Source organism: Streptomyces sp. NPDC020362 (genome assembly GCF_040642095.1).
Classification (GTDB): domain Bacteria; phylum Actinomycetota; class Actinomycetes; order Streptomycetales; family Streptomycetaceae; genus Streptomyces.
The window spans coordinates 1-16,152 of record NZ_JBFAET010000016.1 but is presented as its reverse complement, the minus strand read 5'-3'; the positions used below and the strand labels follow the sequence as shown (position 1 = coordinate 16,152).

General features: G+C 72.1%; 13 protein-coding genes. 6 read left to right on the top strand and 7 right to left on the bottom strand.

Going from position 1 to position 16,152, the window contains the following annotated elements:
- Positions 1-113 precede the first annotated feature (113 nt).
- Entirely contained in the window at positions 114-1,280 is a 1,167-nt protein-coding gene (locus AB0H32_RS09630) for a CapA family protein (RefSeq protein ID WP_361116902.1), read from the top strand.
- On the opposite strand, the gene AB0H32_RS09625 is transcribed toward AB0H32_RS09630, so the two are convergent.
- Both AB0H32_RS09625 and AB0H32_RS09620 read right to left on the bottom strand, forming a co-directional pair.
- Complete coding sequence (locus AB0H32_RS09625) at positions 1,281-2,705, bottom strand: amino acid permease (RefSeq protein WP_361116899.1); 1,425 nt, start codon at positions 2,703-2,705, stop codon at positions 1,281-1,283. It lies immediately after the preceding gene.
- 60 nt (positions 2,706-2,765) lie between these two features.
- Positions 2,766-3,725 (bottom strand): LysR family transcriptional regulator, encoded by a 960-nt coding sequence (locus AB0H32_RS09620; protein ID WP_361116897.1) that lies wholly within the window; start codon positions 3,723-3,725, stop codon positions 2,766-2,768.
- 102 nt (positions 3,726-3,827) lie between these two features.
- Between AB0H32_RS09620 and AB0H32_RS09615 the strand changes: the two genes are divergently transcribed.
- Positions 3,828-5,078, top strand: a complete 1,251-nt coding sequence (locus tag AB0H32_RS09615) for an MFS transporter (protein ID WP_361116894.1) — start codon at positions 3,828-3,830, stop codon at positions 5,076-5,078.
- Here the strand turns inward: AB0H32_RS09615 and AB0H32_RS09610 are convergent.
- Positions 5,014-5,484 (bottom strand): universal stress protein, encoded by a 471-nt coding sequence (locus AB0H32_RS09610; RefSeq protein WP_361116891.1) that lies wholly within the window; start codon positions 5,482-5,484, stop codon positions 5,014-5,016. The two genes, AB0H32_RS09615 and AB0H32_RS09610, sit on opposite strands and share 65 nt — an antisense overlap.
- Positions 5,485-5,755: 271 nt before the next feature.
- Between AB0H32_RS09610 and lysX the strand changes: the two genes are divergently transcribed.
- Positions 5,756-9,034 carry a bifunctional lysylphosphatidylglycerol synthetase/lysine--tRNA ligase LysX gene (gene lysX / locus AB0H32_RS09605; RefSeq protein ID WP_361116888.1) on the top strand — a complete coding sequence of 1,093 codons (3,279 nt, stop codon included), beginning with the start codon at positions 5,756-5,758 and terminating at the stop codon, positions 9,032-9,034.
- Here the strand turns inward: lysX and AB0H32_RS09600 are convergent.
- Positions 8,979-10,457, bottom strand: coding sequence for an MFS transporter (locus AB0H32_RS09600; protein ID WP_361116886.1), 1,479 nt, complete (start codon positions 10,455-10,457; stop codon positions 8,979-8,981). The two genes, lysX and AB0H32_RS09600, sit on opposite strands and share 56 nt — an antisense overlap.
- Positions 10,458-10,645: 188 nt before the next feature.
- On the opposite strand from AB0H32_RS09600, the gene AB0H32_RS09595 reads away from it, so the two are divergent.
- Positions 10,646-11,482, top strand: coding sequence for a polysaccharide deacetylase family protein (locus AB0H32_RS09595; protein WP_361116883.1), 837 nt, complete (start codon positions 10,646-10,648; stop codon positions 11,480-11,482).
- 30 nt (positions 11,483-11,512) lie between these two features.
- Here the strand turns inward: AB0H32_RS09595 and AB0H32_RS09590 are convergent, their stop codons facing one another.
- Entirely contained in the window at positions 11,513-12,217 is a 705-nt protein-coding gene (locus AB0H32_RS09590; RefSeq protein ID WP_361116881.1) for a class F sortase, read from the bottom strand.
- 333 nt (positions 12,218-12,550) lie between these two features.
- Between AB0H32_RS09590 and AB0H32_RS09585 the strand changes: the two genes are divergently transcribed.
- A complete protein-coding gene (locus tag AB0H32_RS09585) occupies positions 12,551-13,303 on the top strand; it encodes a hypothetical protein (RefSeq protein WP_361116878.1) in 753 nt (250 codons plus the stop codon).
- A 101-nt stretch (positions 13,304-13,404) separates the two neighbouring features.
- Here AB0H32_RS09585 and AB0H32_RS09580 read toward each other — a convergent pair whose 3' ends face one another.
- Complete coding sequence (locus AB0H32_RS09580; RefSeq protein ID WP_361116875.1) at positions 13,405-14,169, bottom strand: DUF4239 domain-containing protein; 765 nt, start codon at positions 14,167-14,169, stop codon at positions 13,405-13,407.
- Between the two features lie 31 nt (positions 14,170-14,200).
- On the bottom strand, positions 14,201-14,329 hold the full coding sequence (locus AB0H32_RS09575) for a hypothetical protein (protein WP_361116872.1): 129 nt from the start codon (positions 14,327-14,329) through the stop codon (positions 14,201-14,203).
- Positions 14,330-15,095: 766 nt separating this feature from the next.
- Between AB0H32_RS09575 and AB0H32_RS09570 the strand changes: the two genes are divergently transcribed.
- Complete coding sequence (locus AB0H32_RS09570) at positions 15,096-16,067, top strand: SCO0930 family lipoprotein (protein WP_361116870.1); 972 nt, start codon at positions 15,096-15,098, stop codon at positions 16,065-16,067.
- Positions 16,068-16,152 lie beyond the last annotated feature (85 nt).

Below are 16,152 nucleotides of genomic sequence, written 5' to 3'. Positions count from 1 at the left end.
CAGCTCCGGACGGGTTAAAGAGGGCGGCCGAGCCGTTTGCATGGAAGGCGGTATTCATACCCATATGTTCATCAAGGCGTGGTCGGTAAATACGACGATCCCGGGGTGAGCTGATGATCGGACGAAAGCACCAGGTGGCGGTGGCCATGACCGCGCTTCTCGCCGCAGCCGCCGCGTGCCAGAACCACCAACGGCAGGAGGTCGCCCGGCATGAGGTCCGTGTTCCGGGCCTTCCGGCGCCGACCGCCGCCCGCGGCTTCACCCTGGTCGCCTCCGGCGACGTCATGCCGCACGGCTCCGTCAACGAACGGGCCCGCTACGACGCAGGCGGCAACGGATACGACTTCCGCCCGATGCTCTCCGGCGTCGAACCCGTCGTGCGCCAGGCCGACCTGGCGCTGTGTCACCTGGAGACCGTCTACGGCGACGGCGGCACCCCCGCCGGCACCACGGACGTCGCCTCCCCGCCGCAGATCGCCGAGGGCCTCGCCGCCACCGGGTACGACGGCTGCTCCACGGCCTCCGACCGGGCCCTGGACGACGGCGCCCCGGGCATCGGGCGCACCCTGGACACCATGGACCGGGCGGGCCTCGGACATCCCGGAACCGCCCGTACCGAGCAGGAGGCCCACTCGGTCACGATGCACCAGGCCGGCCCGGCCAGGGTCGCGCACCTGTCGTACACCTACGGCACCGGCGGCCGCTCGTTCCCGGCCGGACAGCCCTGGGCCGTCAACCTGATCGAGTCGAACCGGATCATCGACGACGCCCGCGCCGCGCGCCTGTCGGGCGCCGACGTGGTCGTGGTCTCCGTGCACTGGGGCACCGACTGGCAGGACGCCCCCGACCGGCTCCAGCTCGACCTCGCGCAGCGCCTCACCGCCTCGAAGACGAACGGCCGCCCGGACATCGACCTGATCCTCGGCACCGATGCCCATGTCCCGCAGGCGTACGAGAAGGTCAACGGCACCTGGGTGATCTACGGCATGGGCGACCAGATCGCCGGCGAGATGTACAACGACAAGGGCGTGCGGGACTCGCGCGGCAACGAGTCCACGATCGGCCGCTTCACCTTCTCCCCGCCCACCGGTCCCGGCGGCCGCTGGGCGGTCACCAAGGCCGAGTTCATCCCGCAGGCGTTCGACGTCGACGCCGGCCGGGTGGTCGACCTCAACGAGGCGATCGCCCGCGGCGCCGACCTGGAGGGCGTGCGCGACCGCATCAGGGACGTCGTCCTCAGCCGCGGGGCCGCCGCGGACGGGCTGGCCATGGGCGAGTGATCACCGGGCGGGCGGCCGCCCGGCCAGCGCCGAGCGGCGGTAGGAGTAGCCGAAGTAGACCACGCAGCCGATCACGAACCAGACGGCGAACCGCACCCAGGTCTGCCACTGCAGGAACGTGATCAGCCAGATCGAGAAGACCACGCCCAGCGCGGGCACGAACGGCATCCACGGCGTGCGGAAGGAGCGCGGCAGCTCGGGCTGCCGGTAGCGCAGCACGATCACCGCCGCGCACACCACCACGAACGCCAGCAGGATGCCGATGTTGGTCAGCTCGGCCGCCTCACCGATCGGCAGGAACCCGGCGATCGCGGCCGACGCCGCCCCGACGATCCACGTCACCCGGGTCGGCACGTGCCGCGTCGGGTGCGTCTTGGCGAACCAGTGCGGCAGCAGCCCGTCCCGGCTCATGCTGAACCAGACCCGGGTCACCCCCAGCATGAAGGTGAACATCACCGTGAGGATGCCGATGATCGCGCCCACCGCGATCACATCGGCGAGCCCGCTCAGTCCCACGGCCTTGAACGCCGAGGAGAAGCCGCTCTCCGGGTCGATGTCCTTGTAGTTCTGCATGCCGGTCAGCACCAGGCAGGCCGCCACGTACAGCACCATCGAGATCGCCAGCGAGTAGATGATGGCCTTGGGCATGTGCCGCTGCGCGTCCTTGGACTCCTCGGCCGCGGTCGACATGGCGTCGTAGCCGAACACCGCGAAGAACACCGTCGCCGCACCCGTGAACGCGCCGCTGATGCCGAACGGGAAGAACGGGTGGTAGTTCGCGGTGTTGATGTGGAACACGCCCACCGCGATCACCAGCAGCACCACCAGCACCTTCAGCGTCACCACGAACGTCTCGAAGCGGGCCGCGCTGCGGATGCCCTGGGTGAGCAGCCAGGCGATCAGCAGGCACAGCACCGCGGCGAACAGGTCGACCCGGTGCCCGTGCCCGGTGCCCGGCGCGCCCAGCATCCAGGCGGGCAGGTTCGCGCCCATCTCCTCGACCAGGAAGCCGAAGTACCCGGAGATGCCGATGGCGACCACGGCGACGATCGCCGTGTACTCCAGCAGCAGGTCCCAGCCGATGAACCAGCCCGCGAACTCGCCGAGCACCGCGTAGCCGTACGTGTACGCCGACCCCGCCTTCGGGATCAGCCCGGCGAACTCGGCGTACGACAGCGCGGCGCAGGCGCTCGCCAGGCCGGCGATCAGGAACGACACCAGCACCGCGGGCCCGGCCGTGCCGTTGGCCACCGTGCCGGCCAGCGTGAAGATGCCCGCGCCGATGATGCCGCCCACACCGATCGCGGTGAGCTGCCACAGCCCGAGCGACCTGTCCAGCCGTGGGCCCTCGGCCATTTCGGTCTCTTCGATGTGCTCGATGGGTTTGCGGCGGAGAATCCCTTCGCCTGCCCGGAGCTTGGCCATGCGCCTCACCTCTTCGCCGACGGCAAACGGCTGACGGCGGATCATGATGGCCCAGGGGCGTCATGGACGGAAGACGCCACGCACGGGCGCGTGGGGCGCGGACCAGTCCGGTGTCCAGGTGCGGTCCTCCGGCCGGGCGGGGCGCCGGTCGGCGAGGTGGGTGCGCAGGGCGGCGAGCGCCGGGTGCGGGTCGGCGGTGACCCACAGCAGGGAGTGCGGGTAGACGGGTGTCGGGTCGAGCAGCCGGATACGGCGCAGATCGTGGCCGGCCGGCCAGACCAGCCGGGTCTGCTCGCTGACGAGGGTCGCCAGCGTGCTGTCAGCGGCGACCGCGTCTTGTACCGCCCCGGTGAAGTTGGGGCCCGAGGAGTCGATGGTGAGCCCGAACTCGGCGGCGAGTGAGGCGTAGTAGGCGGCCCACTCGGTGCCGTCCACGAGGCCCGGCATCCAGATCCGGTGCCCGGCCAGTTCCCCGGGCGAGACCGAGCGGAGGCCGGCCAGGGCGTGCCCCGGGCCGGTGAGCAGCTGGATCGGTTCGTCGTGGACGCGCGCCGCCTCGACGCCCCTGGGCAGCTGCCGCCCGGGCATGGTGACGGCACGGAAGGACGCGTCGATCGTCCCGGAGCGCAGGGCGGTGAGCGCCGAGTCCACGTCGAAGAGCGTGACGACGTCCAGGGCCACGTCCGGGTGCGCCTCGTGGAAGCCGCGCAGCAGCGCCGCGGGGGCGAGCCGCGGCCCGATCACATCGACCCGCAGCGCCCGCCGCCCCGGCCGCACCGAAGCCGCGGCCCGCTCCTCGGCCAGCAGCAGCTCGCGGGCATGGGGGAGGAACGCCTGTCCGTCGGCGGTCGGCTCAGCGCCCCGCGCGGTACGTGTGAACAGCCGCACACCCAGCTCCTTCTCCAGCCCGGCGATCCGCTTCGAGACGGCCTGCTGGGTGACGGCCAGCGCGGCGGCGGCCTCCTGGAACTGCCCCGCGTCGACCACGGCGACGAAGGTGCGCACGGCTTTCAGGTCCACCGCGTCACCCTACAACCGATGGTTGTGTCTCGAAGGCCTCCGGTTGTTTGCCACCGCGGCCACCTGCTCGATTTCATGGCCCGGGTCAACGGGAGGTTGTGCATGGGACGGCGGTTCGGGTGGCTGTGGGCTGCGTACTCGGTCAGTGCGTTCGGGACCTGGCTCGCCTTCGACGCCTTCGCGATGACCGCGGTCCTCGTGCTGCACGCCGGATCCGCCCAGGTGGCACTGCTCGCCGCGGCCGGGCCCGCCGTGGGCGCCCTGCTGGCGACGCCGCTCGGGCCCTGGACGGAGTTCCGGCGCAAGCGGCCCGTGATGGCCGCGATGGACCTCGTCCGGTGCGTCGCGCTGCTCAGCATCCCCGCCGCGTACGCGCTCGGCGGCCTCGGCCTCGGCCAGCTGCTGATGGTCTCCGTCGTCGTCGCGGCCGCCGACATCACCTTCAACGCGGCCTCCGGTGCCTTCCTGAAGGGGCTCGTGCCGGCCGACCGGCTGCTCACCGCGAACGCCCGGTTCGAGTCGACGAACTGGACCGCCCTGGTCCTCGGACCGCCCCTCGGCGGTGCTGCGATCGGCCTGTTCGGTCCGGTCACGACCGTCGTGGCGAACGCGGTCAGCTTTCTGCTGTCGGCCCTGGGTATCCGGGCCGTCGGCGGCGGCGAGCCGCGCCCGGAGCGCACCGGCTCCGGCCGTCTGCGGGCCGCCGACCTGTTCGACGGCTGGCGGTACATCCTCGGCAGCCCTCGGCTGCGGCCCCTGTTCCTCAACACGCTGGTGGCCAACGCCCTGATCATGGTGGCCGCACCGCCGCTGGCCGTCCTGATGCTCGGCCCGCTCGGTTTCGCCCCCTGGCAGTACGGTCTCGCCTTCGCCGTGCCCAGCCTGGGCGGTCTCCTCGGCTCCCGGCTGGCCCGCCCGCTCGTGGCCCGGTACGGGCAGCTGCGGGTGCTGCGCACCGCGGGGACCCTGCGCGCGGTCTGGCCCGTCGGGCTGGCCTTCGTCCGGCCCGGCCTGCGCGGGCTGCTGCTGGTGATGGCCCTGGAGCTGGGGGTGATCACCGGCTCGGCCGTCTTCAACCCGGTCTCCGTCACCCGCCGCCTGGAGTGCACCCCGGACGACCGGGTCGCCCGCACCCTGTCCGCCTGGTCCGTCACCGGCAAGGCCGCCACGGCCGCCCTGACCGCTCTGTGGGGCCTGCTGGCGAGCCTCACCGGCCCGCGCGCCGCGATCGCCCTCGCCGGTGTCCTGCTGCTGGCGACCCCGCTTCTGCTCCCGCGCACGCCCCGGACTACGGCACGACCGTCACCGGCCAGCGTCCCGCCTTCACCAGACGCACCGCGACCGAGCCGATGATCCGGTGGCCGGCCTGCTCGGAGGCGCCCACCACCACCGCGTCCGCCTTCAGCTCGTCGGCCGCCTTGACCAGGCCGGTGTAGGGGTCGCCGCGGAAGGTGTGGAACTCCCAGCGCACGTCGAATATCCCCCTGACCCGCTCGGTCGCCTCACGGATCTGTGCGATCAGGTCTTCGGCGATCTCGTCGGTGGTCTCGGCCACCGGCGCCCCGAGCGCCGCTCCGGCCGCGAGCACCGGCTGCACGTACACCGCGGCCAGCAGTGCGTTCTGCCGCCGGGCCAGACCGCCCGCGTACGCGGCGGCCCGCATCGAGGAGTCGGAGCCGTCCATCCCGACCACGATGACCTTGGGCCCGTCCGTGCCCCGCTCGAACTGGTGCGCGTGCTGTTCGTGCTGCTCCGTCACATCCCGAGGCTATCGGAATCAAAGCTTCCCGCCGAGGCCCGGGCCCGCTGGACGGGCGGGCCGCCAGGGCCCGCTGGACGGGCGGGCTGCAGGAGTCTGCTGATCGGGCGAGCTGCTGGGGTCTGCTGGACGGGCGAGCCGCCGGGGTCTGCTGATCGGGCGAGCTGCTGGGGTCTGCTGGACGGGCGAGCTGCTGGGGTCTGCTGATCGGGCGAGCCGCCCGGGCCCGCTCGACGGGCGAGCCGCCCGGGCCCTTCCTACAGTCGGAACCATGACTGCCACCGCCGGGCCGGCCGCACGAAGGGATGCCCCGGGCCCGATGCGCCCGCGCGCCGGCGGCCGCCTCGGCTGGGTGCCCGAGGCCTTCGGGGCACTCTTCGCCGCACTCGGCCTGCTCTGCGCCCTGCTCGCGTTCTTCGCCCCGCTGCGCCGCCTCCTGCGCCCGGTCGCGCACGCCATCGACCTGGTCCTGATCCCGATCAGCGCCAACCTCGCCTACGCGGTCTTCCTGTTCCTGCTGGCCGCCGCCACCGCCGCCCGCAAGAAGGCCGCCTGGTGGCTGGTCGTCGTCTATCTGGGGCTGCTCGTCCTCAGCGACATCCTCGGCGTGGCCCTCGGGCAGTACGCCGTGTCGCTGCCCTCCCTCGTGCTGTGCACCCTGCTGCTGGTCCTGCTGGTGGTGGCCCGCAAGGAGTTCTACGCCGCCTCCCGCCGCGGTGCCGTGTGGCGGGCGCTGGGCGTGCTGGTGGCCGGTCTCGCCGTGGCGATCTTGGTCGGCTGGGGCCTGGTCCTGCTGTTCCCCGGAACCCTCCCGCAGGGCCAGCACCTGGCCTGGGCGGCCGACCGGGTGTGCGGCGGGCTGGTCTCCAACAACTCCTTCGGCGGCCACCCGCCGCGCAAGGTCACCTTCCTGCTCGGCCTGTTCGGCGCCCTCGCCCTGCTGAACGCCGCCGCCACGCTGTTTCGCTCACAGCGCCTGGAGGCGGCCCTGCACGGTGACGAGGAGGCCCGTATCCGCGCCCTGCTGCAGGCCTACGGCGACCGGGACTCGCTCGGCTACTTCGCCACCCGCCGGGACAAGGCCGTCGTCTTCTCCGCCAGCGGCAAGGCCGCCGTCACCTACCGCGTCGAGGCCGGGGTGTGCCTCGCCAGCGGCGACCCCGTCGGCGACCCGGAGGCCTGGCCGCGCGCCATCGCCGAGTGGCTGGACCTGGCCCGCCGCTACGCGTGGGCACCCGCGGTCATGGGCGCCTCCGAGGACGGCGCCCGTGCCTACGCCCGCGCCGGTCTCGGCGCCCTCCAGCTCGGCGACGAGGCGATCCTGCACGTGCCCGGCTTCGACCTCGACGGCCGCGACATGCGCGTCACCCGCCAGGCCGTGCACCGGGTCCGCCGCACCGGCGCCACCTGCCGCATCCGCCGCCACTCCATGCTCACCGACCGGGAGATGGAGGAGGTCGTCGACAAGGCCGACGCCTGGCGGGACACCGAGACCGAACGCGGCTTCTCCATGGCCCTGGACCGGCTCGGCGACCCCGCCGACGGCGACTGCCTGCTCGTGGAGGCCCTCGGCGAGGGCGGCAGCCTCCTGGCGCTGCTGTCCTTCGTCCCCTGGGGGCGCGCCGGCGTCTCCCTGGACCTGATGCGCCGTGACCGCAGCGCCCCCAACGGGGTCATGGAGTTCATGGTCGCCGAACTGTGCGCGGCCGCCCCGAAGCTGGGGGTGCGCAGGGTCTCCCTGAACTTCGCCGTCTTCCGCTCCGTGTTCGAGGAGGGCGCCCGCATCGGCGCCGGCCCCGTCCTGCGCCTGTGGCGACGCCTGCTGCTGTTCTTCTCCCGGTGGTGGCAGCTGGAGGCCCTCTACCGCTCCAACGCCAAGTACCACCCCGACTGGTATCCCCGCTTCATCTGCTACGGCGAGACCGCCTCCCTCGCCCGCATCGGCCTGGCCTCCGGCATCGCCGAGGGGTTCGTCTCCGTACCTTCCCTGCGCAAACTCTGGGGAAAGGGGCACCCGAAGGCGGGGCAGCAGCCCGCCAGCACGGAGGGCCTGCCGTCCCTGACGGCGCTCGGTCTCGACGGAGGGGGCGAGGCCGGGCCCGCCGCCCCCGAGGAGGCCCTGCCCGACCAGGTCCGCGTCCGGCACCGCCGACTCGACCGTCTGCGCGCCACCGGCACCGACCCGTACCCGGTCGGCGTACCCGGCCCCACCCACGCCCTCGCCGACGTGCCCATGGGCCAGGAGGTCAGCGTGGCCGGCCGGATCATGCTGGTCCGCGACTTCGGCGGCATCGTCTTCGCCGTCCTGCGCGACTGGTCGGGAGACCGCCAACTGGCCCTCACCCGCGACGGCTGCGGACCCGGCCTCGACCGCTTCCGCGCCGACACCGACATCGGCGACCACATCAGCGCCGCCGGACGCTCGGGCCTGAGCGACAAGGGCGAGCCCACCGTCTTCGTCACCTCCTGGCAGCTGACCGGCAAGTGCCTGCACCCCCTGCCCGACAAGCGCCGGGGACTCGCCGACCCCGAGGCCAAGGTCCGTCGCCGCTACCTCGACCTGGTGACCAGCCCGGACGCCCGAGGCGTCGTCCGGGCCCGCTCCGCCGCCGTGCAGGCCCTGCGCCAGGGCCTGCTGGACCGTGGCTTCCTGGAGGTCGAGACCCCGATGCTCCAGCAGATCCACGGCGGTGCCCACGCCCGGCCCTTCACCACCCACATCAACGCCTACGACCTCGACCTGTACCTGCGCATCGCGCCCGAGCTGTATCTGAAGCGGTTGTGCGTGGGCGGCCTGGAGAAGGTCTTCGAGCTGGGCCGCACCTTCCGCAACGAGGGCATCTCCTACAAGCACAACCCCGAGTTCACGATGCTGGAGGCCTACCAGGCGCACGCCGACTACGACGTGATGCTCGACCTCACCCGCGAGCTGATCCAGGGCGCCGCGACCGCCGCCTTCGGGTCCCCGGTCGCCCGCAAGGGCCGCCGGGAGTACGACATCTCGGGGCCGTGGCCGGTGAAGACCGTGCACGGGGCGCTGTCCGAGGTCCTGGACGAGGAGATCGGCCCCGGTACCGAGCTGCTCAGGCTGCACCGGCTGTGCGACCGCACCGGGGTGCCGTACACGGCCGACGACGGTCCGGGCGACGTGGTCCTGGAGATGTACGAGAGGCTGGTCGAGGAGCGCACCGAGCTGCCCACCTTCTACAAGGACTTCCCGACCGACGTCTCCCCGCTGACCCGGCAGCACCGCACCGACCCGCGGCTCGCCGAGCGCTGGGACCTCGTCGCCTTCGGCACCGAACTCGGCACCGCCTACTCCGAGCTGACCGACCCCGTCGAACAGCGCCGCCGGCTCACCGAGCAGTCCCTGCTGGCCGCCGGCGGCGACCCCGAGGCCATGGAGCTGGACGAGGACTTCCTGGAGGCCCTCGAATACGCCATGCCCCCGACCGGCGGGCTGGGCATCGGCGTCGACCGGCTGGTCATGTTCCTCACCGGCCTGACGATCCGGGAGACCCTGCCGTTCCCGCTGGTGCGGCGCCGCTGACGTCCGGCTCCGGGCCGGCCGCCCGCACGCCGTGCCGGGGCAGGGTCAGCAGCGCGACCACCGCGGCGGTCAGGCACAGCGCCGTACCGAGTTCGAAGCAGTCCCGGACCGCAACCCCCAGGTTGGCCTTGTACTGGTGGAAGCCGTTGAGCGGCGAGGCCGTCGTCCGCTCCTCGGCGACCTGGACGATCCCGGTGAAGAGCGAGACGCCGAGGCCCGCGCCGAGCTGCCGGGAGGAGTTCAGACCCTGGGGGAGCGCACCGCTGCCCGACCGCGCGAAAGCGGCGGGCAGGGCGAGCACACCGCAGCCGAAGGCGATCAGCAGCAGCGGCAGCTGCACGTCGCCGAAGCCGTAGCCCGCCCCCGGAAGGCTCAGCAGGACGAAGCCGGCGGCCGACACACCGCAGGCGCCGGCCACCGTGGCCGCGAGACCGATGCGGGCGGCGAGGGCGGGCAGAGCCAGGCACCCCAGCGCCACCCCGGCGACGGCGGGCAACAGGGCCCAGCCGACCTGCATCGGGGACAGCTCGCCGAGCAACTGGGTGGCCATGGTGAGGGCGAACACGACACCGGCCAGGCCCGCCGCCAGCAGCGCCACCACCGTGTACGCGCCGAACGCTCCCCGCTCCCGGTCCAGCCGGGCGAACAGCTCCGGCACCCCCTCGCGCCGGCCGAACCAGCCCAGCACGGACGGCACCAGCGCCCCGGCCACGGCCACGGCGATGACCGTGGTCGTGGACAGGCTCCGGCCGCCGAGCCAGTCGGTGAACCAGGCCAGGAAGCCCAGCGGAACGAGGGCCAGCGCGGCGCGGCCCACCCGGGCCCGGGCCTCGGGAACGGGCGTGGACTCGGTCAGCGCCACGGGGGCCAGCAGCAGGAGCACCAGCCCGGCCACCGCCTGCACCCAGAAGACCGTGTTCTCCGACTGCGCGGCGTCCAGCAGCAGGGAACACGGCAGCACCACCGCCGGCGAGGCACCGGCGACGACCGCGAAGTGCACGTTCAGCGCCCGGTCCCGGCCCGGACCCCGCGGATGCGTGGAGTCGATCAGCGCCAGCGCGCAGGCCGTGATGGCCGCCGCCGCGACGCCCTGCACCGCCCGTGAGGCCAGCAGCACCCAGGCAGCGGACGACAGCGCGGGCGCCGCCGCGGCGATGCTCGACAGTGCGAGGGCGCCCATCAGCATCCGCCGCTGCCCGAACGCCTTGCCGATCGCCCCCGCGAGCACGGGCAGCGCGGCGAAACAGACGCTGTACACGGACAGCAGCCAGGTCAGCCCGGCGAACGAGAGCTGCCGGTGGGCCGCGATCAGCGGCAGACCCATCGCGAAGACCATCGTGTCGAAGACGACCAGGAACTGGGCGACGGCCAGCAGCACCACCGCAAGTCCCTTGCGCGGCACACCACTCGGCGCCCCGTTCACTCCCCCGTGCGTGACCAACTCGCTCGACCCCCGACTCCCTGATGGGTACACGTCCTGTGGACCGACTGCTTATCAGAAGCCCGTGCGAGGGACCACAACGGCCCCCCACTGGTCCGACCGGGTGTTTTCCCGCCGCCGCACCGGTGCCGCTGCGGTGCGCCGAAGGCCTGGCGGGCGACTGATGAGTCATGCAGAAAGATCAGTTGTTCACGCGGCGCCGGATGCTGCTCGCGGGCGCCGCCGCCCTCGGGGCCGCGGGCACCGCGGGAGTCATCGTGGCGGCCGGCAGCGAGGACGCGGCCCGCACCGCCGCTCCCGTCGCCGGCCCGCAGGCCCGCCAGGTGCTCAAGTCCTCCGCCTTCCGGCTCCAGCCGCTCACGGGATACGGCCCGCCGCGCGCCGCGCCGCACAAGCTGAAGGTGCGCCACGAACCCATCCTGCGGATCTCCGCACGCGGCCGGCACATGATGCTGACCTTCGACGACGGGCCCAACCCGGACTACACCCCGCACATCCTGGACACCCTCGCCGAGTACGGCGTACGGGCGATGTTCTTCGTGTGCGGGGAGATGGTGGTCCAGAACAAGAAGCTGCTGGCCCGGATGGCCGACGAGGGACATGTGGTCGGGAACCACACCTGGACGCATCCGCTGCTGACCACCCTCGGCCGCAAGGAGATCCGCTGGGAGATGGAACGCACCAGCGATGCCATCGAGGACGCCTACGGCGAGCGCCCCCAGTGGTTCCGCGCGCCCTACGGCGCCTGGAACCGCGCGGCCTTCCAGCTCGGCGCGGAGATGGGCATGGAGCCGATGGCCTGGACCGTCGACACGACCGACTGGATGACCCCCGGCACGGACACCATCGTCGACCGGGTGGAGAACGGCGCCGCCCCCGGCGTCGTGGTGCTCTCCCACGATGCCGGGGGCGACCGTTCGCAGAGCGTCCGCGCCATCCGCCGGTATCTGCCCTATCTGCTGGAATCCGGCTATCACCTCACCGTGCCCGGCCGCCGCATGTCCTGACCGGGATTTCGCCCGCTGGGTGACGGCATCTCAGCTGACCGCGGCCAGGCGGGCGAAGACGACGACATTTCCTTCGTAGCCGTGCTGTTTGGAGAAGCCGCCGCCGCAGGTGATCACCCGGAGTTCCGGCGTGCCCTTCGAGCCGTACACCCGGTCGCCGGGGAAACTGCTCTTCGCGAAAAGCTCCACTCCGTAGATCTCGAACACCGCGGTCCTTCCGTCCTTGCGCAGGACGTCGACCCGGCCGCCTTTCTGCAGGCCCCCGAGTCCGTAGAACACGGCGGGTCCCTGTTTGTTGTCGACGTGCCCGACGATGACCGCGGTGCCCTTCTCTCCGGGGGAGACCGCGCCGGTGAACCAGCCCGCCAGATTGGGGTCGTCCGGCGGCGGAGCGCCCACCCAGCCCTGCTCGTCCAGGCCGACGGGCACGACGGGCGCGTCGACCTGGATGGCGGGGATCCGGATCCGGTCGGCCGCGGAGAACGGCAGCGCGGCAGGGGCAGGGGCAGCGGCAGCGGTGGGGGCGGCCGTGAACGTTCCGGAAGTGGGCGTGGGGGTACTCGCGTCCGCGGCCGCCGCCGGCGCGGGCTGCGGCGGTCCGACATCGAATTCCCCCGAACCGTTCCGGATGAGTGCCAGGCCGGTCAGCAGAAGAAGCGCTATCACGCCCCACGGAGCGCGCTTTCTGCGCCGCTCCTCCTCCTCGGCCAGTTCGGACAGCTCGGACGGATACATTCGCCAACCCCTCTCCAAACGGCCGTCGCCAGGTACTTCGAACATGGGAAAACGCTAAGTCCCGCGCGGACGGCGGGCGACGGGGCAACGGGCGAACGGGTGGCCTGCCACCTTCCCGGTGCGCCATCCGAGTTGCCGCGGAAAGGAATTTTCTGACGGTCCGTGACCTGCAACAATATCCGATTATGTGGTTTTCATACGGCGTGTCCGCTCACCAGGACGGACCATTCTCGACATGCGGGCGTGTTCCGCGCGTCTGAGGGTCATGTCGGGAGGTGCTTTCTCGCCGATCGACCGGGAACCGGACCCGGTGTGCCTCCCGCGGAGGTTCAGATGCGAAACCAACGTGCCCTGGCGGCCGCGTGCACCGTGGTCGCCTCGCTAGGGCTCGCCACCCCCGTGGCCGTCGCGGACGGCATGGGCAACGGGGGCGGTACGGGCGGAAACGGCGTCGTCACCGTCCCGGGCAACGGAGTCGGGGGCGTCGGCGTCGGCGTCGTACCCGGTGTCGGCGTCGGACCCGGTGTCGGACCGGGATTCGGGAACGGGAACAACTTCGGCCGGTGCGACAACGGAAGGGGTGACAACGGACGCGGTGACAACGGACGCGGTGACAACGGAAGGTGCGAAGACTTCGGCCGGGGTGAGGGCCGGGGTGAGGGCCGGGGTGACATCTTCGGCGACCGGGACGACAATCCGCGCAACATCATCGCCACGCCTGGCGTGGTCGCCGCCGGCGGCCGCCTCACCGTCACCGTGGACGGCTGCCACGGCGGCACGGCATCCTCGCCCGCCTTCCGGACCATCTATCTGGTGCCGATCCGCGACGACATCTCGCGGGGCGAGGCCAGGATCGACGGGGACGCCCATCCCGGCCACTACCCCATCACGGTCGACTGCAACGGCCGCACCCTCACCCGCCCCGCGGCCTTCTCGGTGCTCGGCGGCGTCCAGGGCGGTGTCGGCGGCAGCATCACGAGCGGTGCCACGAGGACCGACGTGGCCATCGGCGGCGGACTGGTGGCCTCGGCCGTCGTCGGGGGCGGTGCGTTCTGGGTGCGGCGGCGCAACGAGAAGCGGATCTGACCCGGGGCCAAGGAACCCCCTCGCCACAGTGCAGCGCACGCGGACGGCCCTTCGCCCCGACCCCTTGCAGGAGCCGGGGCGAAGGCCCGCGTATGGCGCCGCTATCCCTTGATACCGGGGAACAGGTTCAGGAACGGCTCGGCGCTCGCCGCGATGCCCCGGCTGTAGGGCGCGTCGAAGTCCCAGATGAGGAAGAGCATGAAGGCGATGGTCGCGGAGAACAGCCCCGCCAGGACCAACTCGCGCGGGGTGCGCCGGATCTGCAGCGCGAAGACCATGCAGATGGTGATGACCGCACCGGTGAGCAGCCCGAACCACACCACGTCCGGCATCGTCGCCCCGGTCGAGTCGGCCCGCGCGTTGCGCGCCTGGTCGGCGGCGGCCATCTGGTCCAGCAGCGGCTGGTAGGCCTGCGCCTCGAAGTCGTTCTTCGGCTGGTAGTCCGTGACGTCGTGGCGGACCTGGGCCAGCAGTTCGGTGCCGCGCTCGGTGACCCGCTCGTGCTTGGTCATCGACTTCCACTCGGTGTGCACGACGTGTCCGACATAGGTGTTGACGTCGTCCCGAATCCGGTCACGGACGTCCGGCGGGTAGACCCGCACCCGCTCGGAGATCTCGTGCAGTGCCTGGGCCTCGGCCTGCACATGGTCCTGGGCGGCGCTGCGCGCCTCCCACACGCCCGCGATGGCCAGGCCCAGGACGATGGCGTACACGACGCCGATCCACATCGTCATGTACTCGATGACGTCCGGGGTCTCGTTGGGGTCCTCGTCGTCGGGCGCCCGCTTGTGCCGGACGAGGGTGATGACGACCACCACGGCACAGGCCGCCAGCATCGCGAGGACGAGAACAAGCCAATCCGACAACAGGTACCTCCAGAAAGTGAGCGGCGGCGCGTCAGCGCGGGCGCAGGGCAGCGACGGCGACGATCGCGGGAATGGTGATGAGCAGGACATAGGTGACCGGCGTGGTGTGGTCGGGAGCGGTGTGCGCGGTCGGCCGGGTGTGGTACGCCGGGTAGCTCACCCGGGTCGCGAGAGGTCGCGGACGGGGCTCGGGCGACGGGGTCGGCCTGGGCTTCGGCGCCGGAGGGGGCGGGGGAGCCGGGACCGGCGTCGGGGCAGGCCGGGGTGCCGGTGCCGGCGGGGCGGGTGGCTGCGGCCTCGGTTTCGGCCTCGGTGGGGCCTTGGGTGTCGGCGTGGGCCGCGGCTCGGGCGTCGGCCTGGGTGACGGGGTGGGCGTCGGCGTCGGTTTCGGCGGGGGAGTGGGGGAGGGGGTGGGCGTCGGTGTCGGCGGGGTCGGCTTCGGGCACGGCGGGGGCGTGGGCCAGCGGTCGCCGCTTCCCGCCACGGCCACCGCCACCGTGCCGCCCGGGCCCGTCGAGGCGGATGCGCAGGCGTCGGCCGACGCGGTGCCGACCGGGCAGCCCACCAGGGACCAGGTCAGGGTCAGAAGGGCCAACACCCGTGTGGCGGGCGCACATCGGGTCACTTCGGGTCCATGCACGACGAAGATCATGAGGCGCCGAGCGCGGTCGCACCCCGCAGTGCGCCGGGATTGATCCGAAGGAGGGATATGAGGGGATCGATGGTTTGACGAGTGGAACCGGCCCGCCTGGTCGGTATGTACGTTCGTGCGACTCCCGTCCACCCCCGGGAAGACGGGTCCCGTCACAGGATCCGGAAAGAAATTCTCCCGCCCTTTGAACACTCCGGCTCCCCCGCTGCGTACCCATGGCTGTGCGGCGACGCAGCAGGCGCTGCAATATCCAGGCGAATTTTGGGAGTTGAGGATGAAGACCTCCTGGCGGACCGCCTCACTGGTGGCCACAGCCGCTTCGGTCCTGGCGCTGACGACGGCGTGCGGTCAGGACAACAGCACCCCCCCGGCCTCGGCGGCCCAGAACGTCGGGGCCACGGCCCCGGCGGGCGGCTACGGCAACCCGGGCGCCACGACCGGCACGGGGAACGGCGCGGGCAACGGCTACGGCGCCGACGGAAACCAGAGTTCCAGCTCCCCGACCGAGGCCGCGCCCGCGGGCAAGCTGACCGTGGCCAGCAACCCCGACCTGGGCAATGTGCTGACGGACGGCTCCGGCCTCACCCTCTACCGGTTCGACAAGGACACCGCCAATCCGCCCAAGTCGAACTGCGACGGTGACTGCGCCACCACCTGGCCGCCGGTCCCCGCGGACGACGCCTCGGCCGGCGCCGGTATCGACAAGGCGCTGCTGGGCGAGGTCACCCGGGCCGACGGTACCAAGCAGCTGACCGTGGGCGGCTGGCCCGCCTACCGCTATGCCAAGGACGTCAACGCCGGTGACGTCAACGGCCAGGGCGTGGGCGGCAAGTGGTTCGCGCTCGCTCCCAACGGCAAGAAGGCCTCCCTGTCCTCCCTGCCCGGTCTGTCCGTCCGCAAGGACCCCAAGCTCGGCGACATCATCGTCGACAAGAACGGCATGACCGTCTACCGCTTCCTGAAGGACAAGGCCTGGCCGAAGGTCATCTCGAACTGCACCGGCGCCTGCCTGGAGAAGTGGCCGGCCGTCGCCCCGGTCAAGGCCGACAACACCGAGGGCGTCAAGAAGAAGGGGCTCATGGGCTTCACCCGGCCCGACGGCGAGAAGCAGATGACCGTCAACTGCTGGCCCATCTACACCTTCTCCGGGGACAAGGCTCCCGGGAACACCAACGGTCAGGGCGTGGGCGGCACGTGGTACGCCGTCTCGCCCGACGGCAAGCCGGTCGGCGCGCCGGGCAAGTAGAGATCACCTCCCCAGGGTCGATCGCCCCGCCCACCGGCGCGCGGCCGAAGGTCCGCCCCCTCCGCACCGCACGGAGGGGGCGGAC

Coding starts and splice junctions, on each gene's coding strand:
- AB0H32_RS09615 (WP_361116894.1), top strand. CDS start 3,828: ATGGGACGGCGGTTCGGGTGGCTGTGGGCTGCGTACTCGGTCAGTGCG.
- AB0H32_RS09590 (WP_361116881.1), bottom strand. CDS start 12,217: ATGTATCCGTCCGAGCTGTCCGAACTGGCCGAGGAGGAGGAGCGGCGC.
- AB0H32_RS09595 (WP_361116883.1), top strand. CDS start 10,646: ATGCAGAAAGATCAGTTGTTCACGCGGCGCCGGATGCTGCTCGCGGGC.
- lysX (WP_361116888.1), top strand. CDS start 5,756: ATGACTGCCACCGCCGGGCCGGCCGCACGAAGGGATGCCCCGGGCCCG.
- AB0H32_RS09585 (WP_361116878.1), top strand. CDS start 12,551: ATGCGAAACCAACGTGCCCTGGCGGCCGCGTGCACCGTGGTCGCCTCG.
- AB0H32_RS09625 (WP_361116899.1), bottom strand. CDS start 2,705: ATGGCCAAGCTCCGGGCAGGCGAAGGGATTCTCCGCCGCAAACCCATC.
- AB0H32_RS09570 (WP_361116870.1), top strand. CDS start 15,096: ATGAAGACCTCCTGGCGGACCGCCTCACTGGTGGCCACAGCCGCTTCG.
- AB0H32_RS09630 (WP_361116902.1), top strand. CDS start 114: ATGATCGGACGAAAGCACCAGGTGGCGGTGGCCATGACCGCGCTTCTC.